Origin of the sequence: Sulfitobacter sp. HI0129, from assembly GCF_001635395.1 — a bacterium.
Lineage (GTDB): Bacteria > Pseudomonadota > Alphaproteobacteria > Rhodobacterales > Rhodobacteraceae > Sulfitobacter.
The window spans coordinates 1-5,014 of sequence record NZ_LWGH01000362.1; the positions used below are offsets into that span (position 1 = coordinate 1).

General features: G+C 66.9%; 10 protein-coding genes. All 10 read left to right on the forward strand.

Annotation, left to right across the window (positions count from 1 at the left end; all coding sequences use genetic code 11):
• Nucleotides 1-798: phage major capsid protein (locus A3764_RS09120; protein WP_067951512.1), on the forward strand; the 798-nt coding region annotated here is incomplete at its 5' end.
• Between the two features lie 148 nt (nt 799-946).
• Complete coding sequence (locus A3764_RS09125; RefSeq protein ID WP_067920970.1) at nt 947-1,546, forward strand: head-tail connector protein; 600 nt, start codon at nt 947-949, stop codon at nt 1,544-1,546.
• Complete coding sequence (locus A3764_RS09130) at nt 1,543-1,881, forward strand: head-tail adaptor protein (protein WP_067920972.1); 339 nt, start codon at nt 1,543-1,545, stop codon at nt 1,879-1,881. The genes A3764_RS09125 and A3764_RS09130 overlap by 4 nt, the downstream gene beginning before the upstream one ends.
• Nucleotides 1,878-2,288, forward strand: coding sequence for a DUF3168 domain-containing protein (locus A3764_RS09135; RefSeq protein ID WP_067920974.1), 411 nt, complete (start codon nt 1,878-1,880; stop codon nt 2,286-2,288). The genes A3764_RS09130 and A3764_RS09135 overlap by 4 nt, the downstream gene beginning before the upstream one ends.
• Nucleotides 2,289-2,335: 47 nt before the next feature.
• Nucleotides 2,336-2,758: a phage major tail protein, TP901-1 family gene (locus tag A3764_RS09140; protein ID WP_067920977.1), complete on the forward strand. Its 423-nt coding sequence runs from the start codon at nt 2,336-2,338 to the stop codon at nt 2,756-2,758.
• Between the two features lie 2 nt (nt 2,759-2,760).
• Nucleotides 2,761-3,075 (forward strand): gene transfer agent family protein, encoded by a 315-nt coding sequence (locus tag A3764_RS09145; RefSeq protein ID WP_067920978.1) that lies wholly within the window; start codon nt 2,761-2,763, stop codon nt 3,073-3,075.
• On the forward strand, nt 3,072-3,275 hold the full coding sequence (locus tag A3764_RS09150; RefSeq protein ID WP_067920981.1) for a rcc01693 family protein: 204 nt from the start codon (nt 3,072-3,074) through the stop codon (nt 3,273-3,275). The genes A3764_RS09145 and A3764_RS09150 overlap by 4 nt, the downstream gene beginning before the upstream one ends.
• Entirely contained in the window at nt 3,276-3,932 is a 657-nt protein-coding gene (locus A3764_RS09155) for a phage tail tape measure protein (protein WP_067920983.1), read from the forward strand. It abuts the gene before it with no gap.
• Nucleotides 3,933-3,944: 12 nt separating this feature from the next.
• On the forward strand, nt 3,945-4,577 hold the full coding sequence (locus A3764_RS09160; protein ID WP_067920985.1) for a DUF2460 domain-containing protein: 633 nt from the start codon (nt 3,945-3,947) through the stop codon (nt 4,575-4,577).
• Nucleotides 4,574-5,014: DUF2163 domain-containing protein (locus A3764_RS09165; protein ID WP_150122121.1), on the forward strand; the 441-nt coding region annotated here is incomplete at its 3' end. The genes A3764_RS09160 and A3764_RS09165, both read left to right, overlap by 4 nt.

The window sequence follows — 5,014 nt, forward strand, 5'->3', positions numbered from 1 at the left end:
GCTTCGATCCGGGCCATTGCTTCCGTGGTGCGGGTCGAGGCGACATCCTATGACGTGCTGGTGGATCATACCGACGTGGGCGCCGGTTGGGCCACCGAAGCCGGCCCGGTGGCCGAGACCGATACCCCGCAGATCGACCGGATCACCATCCCGCTGCATGAACTCAGCGCCCTGCCCAAGGCATCGCAGCGTCTGCTCGATGACAGTGCCTTTGACATCGAGGGGTGGCTGTCGGGCCGGATCGCGGACAAGTTTGCCCGCGCGGAGGCGGCAGCGTTCCTGACCGGGGACGGCATCGACAAGCCGCGCGGCCTGCTGACCCATCCGACCGGGCATAACGACGTCTGGACCTGGGGCGAGATCGGTTATGTGCCCAGCGGGCAGGACGGAGCGTTGAGCCCGGATTCGATCGTCGAACTCATCTATGCGCTGGGTGCCCAGTACCGGGCCAATGCGACCTTCGTGATGAATTCCAAGACCGCCGGGGTGGTGCGCAAGCTGAAGGACGGTGACGGGCGGTTCATGTGGACCGATGGCCTTGCCGCCGCCGAACCCGCGCGCCTGATGGGGTATCCCATACTGATTGCCGAGGACATGCCCGATGTCGCAACGGATTCGATGGCCGTGGCATTCGGGGATTTCGCCGCTGGCTATACCGTGGCGGAACGTCCTGACCTGCGCATTCTGCGCGATCCGTTCAGCGCCAAGCCGCATGTGCTGTTCTACGCCACCAAGCGCGTCGGCGGCGACGTGAGCGATTTCGCCGCCATCAAGTTGCTGAAATTCGGCCTCGTCTGAGCGCGGTCGAATTCGGAAGCGGCCCTGCCGCTTCCGGTCCGGGCGTGCATCGCTCTGGTCATGCCCTGTCTAGCTGCTCCCTCCGACCGAGCAGGGCTGGCCGATGTGCGCCCGGCTTTTGCGAAAGCCAAAGATTTGGAGACGTTCCATGATGTTGATCGACGAAACCCCGGTGCCGGACACCGCCCTGCCGACGGCGGCCTTTGCCGCGCATCTTCGGCTGGGCACAGGTTTCGGGCAGGAGGACCTGCAGGCGGAAGTACTGACCGAGTTCCTGCGCGCTGCCATCTGCGCGGTCGAGGGGCGGACCGGAAAGGTTCTGCTGGCGCGCCGGTTTACGTGGTCAGCTGCGTATTGGGCGGACCGGGCGGCGCAGGCATTGCCCGTGGCCCCGGTGCGGGAGGTGCTGTCGCTGGTGCTGGTCGGGCAGGATGGGGCACAGACCCTGGTGGCGCCGGAGGTCTATTGGCTGGAACAGGATCGCCAGCGCCCGCGTCTGCGCAGCACCGGCCCCGGCCTGCCGCGCATCCCCGCGGGGGGTACGGCACAGATCGAGCTGGAAGCCGGGTTCGGCGCAGCCTGGGACGAGGTGCCGCCCGATCTGCGGCAGGCGGTGATGCTGCTGGCGGCGCATTACTATGAATACCGGAACGATACCGGGTTGAGCGGGGGCTGCATGCCTTTTGGTGTGAGCAGCCTGATCGAACGCTACCGGTCGTTCCGGTTAGGCATGGGGGCGGTACGATGATCGCGCCCGTCCTGTCGCGCCCGCTGACGCTGGAGACGCCGGAGCGCACCGCTGACGGTGCAGGGGGCTACACCCAGGTCTGGACGGCGCTGGGCGTTCTCTGGGCAGAGGTTTCCGCCCGGTCGAGCCGCACCGCCGAGAAGGGCGGCGCCGCGGTAAGCAGGCAGTCCTACCGGATCGTGGTGCGGGCCCGCCCGATCGGAGCGCCGGATCGGCCCACGCCGGTTCAGCGGTTCCGGCAGGGCAGCCGGGTGTTCCGTATCCTTTCGGTCCATGAGCGCAGTCCGGATGGGCGCTATCTGACCTGTATCACCACGGAAGAGGTGAGCGCATGAGCTATGCCGTTTCCAGTGCCCTGCAGGAGGCGATCTTCGACCTGCTGCGGAACGATCCGGGGCTGGCCGCTTTCGCGGGGGAGGCGATTTTCGACCAGGCGCCCGCCGGGCCGCTGCCCAACCTATACGTCACGCTCGGGGAAGAAAGCGTGCGCGATGCGTCTGACCGGAGCGGAACCGGCAGCCGGCATCTGCTGACGGTTGAGGTAACGACAGACAGCGCCGGTTTTCGCCGAGCCAAGCAGGCGGCGGGCGCGGTCTGCGACGCGCTGCAGGATGCCCGGCCGAGTTTGTCACGCGGCAGGCTCGTGACCCTGCGCTTTGACCGGGCCACGGCGCGGCGGCGGGACAGGGGCGAGACGCGCCAGATCGTTCTGCGGTTCCACGCGCGGGTCGCAGACGACTGAACCAAGGGCACCGGGGTGCCGCAAACATTAGCTGCAGGAGAATGACGATGGCCGTGCAAGCAGGCAAGGACCTTCTGGTCAAGGTGGACATGACGAGCGACGGGCAGTTCGTGACAATCGCGGGGCTGCGGGCCACGCGGGTCAGTTTCAACGCGGAGACCGTCGATGTCACTTCGCTGGACAGCGAAGGCGGTTGGCGCGAATTGCTGGCGGGGGGCGGCGTCCGCTCGGCGGCGATCAGCGGATCGGGTGTGTTTCGCGATGCCGATACGGATGAGCGCGCGCGCCAGCTTTTCTTTGATGGGCTGACGCCGGATTTCCAGATCATCATCCCGGATTTCGGGCTCATCGAAGGACCGTTTCAGGTTTCGGCCATCGAATATGCCGGAAACCACAATGGCGAGGCGACGTTCGAGTTGGCGCTTCAGTCGGCGGGGCCGCTGGTATTCACGCCTCACACGGGGGTCTGAGGATGGCCAACCCATGGCGCGGAGAGGTCGAGGTGGTGCTGGACGGCAGGCCCTACAGGGCGCGGCTGACCCTTGGGGCGCTGGCGGAACTGGAGCAGGCGCTGGGCGAGCCATCGCTGGTGGCTTTGGTCGAAAGGTTCGAGACCCGGCGCTTTTCGGGCGGTGACGTGCTGGCGCTGTTGCAGGCGGCACTTGCGGCGGGGGGCAACCCGGTGGAGGCCGACGCGCTGCACCGGGCCGAGTTCGACGGCGGACCGATGGCGGCGGCCCGTGCGGCGGCCGAACTGCTCGCCCGCGCCTTCACGGTGCCTGAATGACCACCGCGCCCGCGTTCGACTGGGGCGCGCTGATGCGCATGGCCTTCGGACGGTTGGGGCTGGAGCCGGACCGGTTCTGGAAGCTGACGCCGGCAGAGTTGCGGATGCTGCTGGGCGAGGGGGCCGGTCTGCCCGCGATGACGCGGGACGGGCTGACCGCGCTGATGGCCGCGTTCCCGGATGACAAGGAGGAGGGCTGAATGGCCGATTTCGACGAGACGCAGGATCTGGAGAGCGAGGCGGAGGCGCTGAACCGTACCTTGGCGCAGACGGGAACGCTGGTCGCGGGGTTCGACAGCGAGTTGCGGCGGATGCAGACGTCCCTTGCCGCGACGGGCAAGGATGTGGCGACCCTGGAAAAGGGGTTGAGCCGCGGGCTGCGGCGCGCTTTCGAAGGGATGACCTTTGACGGTGTCAAACTGTCGGATGCGTTGCGGGGCGTGGCGGAAAGCCTGTCGCGCACCGCCTACCGCGCGGCGATCCGCCCGGTGGCGGATCATGTGGGCGGGCTGGTCAGTCAGGGCGTGGGCGCGGCGGTGGAAAGTCTGCTGCCCTTTGCCAATGGCGCGCCGTTTTCGCAGGGGCGCGTGATGCCTTTTGCGCAGGGCGGGATCGTCTCGGGGCCTGTCAGTTTTCCCATGCGTGGCGGTGCGGGCCTGATGGGAGAAGCGGGGCCGGAGGCGATCATGCCGCTGGCACGCGGGCCTGACGGGAAACTGGGCGTCAGGAGCGGCGGCGCGGCCCCTACCATCGTCATGCATATCACCACGCCGGACGTGCAGGGCTTCCAGCGCAGTCAGAGCCAGATCGCAGCCCAGATGGGGCGGGCGCTGTCGCTCGCCGACCGCAACCGCTGATCGGAGACGCAGATGAACTTTCACGATGTACGCTTTCCGCCTTCGCTGAGCTTCGGGTCCATGGGGGGGCCGCAACGCCGGACCGATATCGTCACGCTGGCGAACGGACATGAAGAGCGCAACACTCCGTGGCGCCATGCGCGCCGGGTCTATGACGCGGGGCTTGGGATGCGCTCCATCGACGATATCCAGACGCTCATCGCCTTTTTCGAAGCGCGGGCTGGGCAGATGTATGCCTTTCGCTGGAAGGACTGGTCCGATTACCGGTCCGGTCGCGCCTCGGCCCCGATCGCTTTCGACGATCAGAGCATCGGTTTCGGGGATGGCACGAGGCGGGAGTTTCAGTTGCACAAGGAATACCGTTCGGGCGCGCAGACCTACAGGCGGCCCATCGCGAAACCGGTCGCGGGCAGCGTGCGGGTCGGGGTCGAGCAGGACGAATTGCGCGAGGGCGTGGAATATGAGGTCGATCCGGCCACCGGGATCGTCCGTTTCGCGCATCCACCCGATCCGGGGAGCGAGATTTTCGCGGGTTATGAATTCGACGTTCCCGTCCGCTTCGACACCGACCGTATCCTAACGTCCGTTTCCAGCTTTCAGGCGGGTCAGGTGCCCAGTGTGCCGGTGATCGAGGTGCGGATATGAGCGGAGCATCGATAGTGGATACGCCGGAGCCTCAGGATAGCGGCTGCACCACATTGTGCCACGCTTGGCTGCTGACGCGGCGGGACGGCAGGCAATTCGCCTTTACCGACCACGACGTTGCCCTGAGCTTCGACAATGTGACCTATCGCGCGGATGCGGGGTTGAGTGCGCTCGCCCTGTCGCAGGGCACCGGCCTTTCGGTCGACAATACCGAGGCGATTGGCGCGCTGTCCGATGCGTCGATCACCGAGGCCGATCTGGAGCAGGGCCGCTTCGACGATGCGGAGGTTCTGTGCTGGCGCGTCAATTGGGCGGATCCATCGCAGCGCTGGCTCCGGTTTCGGGGCACACTGGGAGAGGTGCGCAGGGCCGGGGGGGAGTTTCGGGCGGAACTGCGCGGGCTGACCACGGCGCTCAACCGGGAGATGGGGCGGGTT

What these genes read in the sequence shown, in the direction of transcription:
- A3764_RS09125 (WP_067920970.1), top strand. Translation starts at nt 947, where the DNA reads ATGATGTTGATCGACGAAACCCCGGTGCCGGACACCGCCCTGCCGACG.
- A3764_RS09160 (WP_067920985.1), top strand. Translation starts at nt 3,945, where the DNA reads ATGAACTTTCACGATGTACGCTTTCCGCCTTCGCTGAGCTTCGGGTCC.
- A3764_RS09155 (WP_067920983.1), top strand. Translation starts at nt 3,276, where the DNA reads ATGGCCGATTTCGACGAGACGCAGGATCTGGAGAGCGAGGCGGAGGCG.
- A3764_RS09135 (WP_067920974.1), top strand. Translation starts at nt 1,878, where the DNA reads ATGAGCTATGCCGTTTCCAGTGCCCTGCAGGAGGCGATCTTCGACCTG.
- A3764_RS09140 (WP_067920977.1), top strand. Translation starts at nt 2,336, where the DNA reads ATGGCCGTGCAAGCAGGCAAGGACCTTCTGGTCAAGGTGGACATGACG.
- A3764_RS09130 (WP_067920972.1), top strand. Translation starts at nt 1,543, where the DNA reads ATGATCGCGCCCGTCCTGTCGCGCCCGCTGACGCTGGAGACGCCGGAG.
- A3764_RS09150 (WP_067920981.1), top strand. Translation starts at nt 3,072, where the DNA reads ATGACCACCGCGCCCGCGTTCGACTGGGGCGCGCTGATGCGCATGGCC.
- A3764_RS09145 (WP_067920978.1), top strand. Translation starts at nt 2,761, where the DNA reads ATGGCCAACCCATGGCGCGGAGAGGTCGAGGTGGTGCTGGACGGCAGG.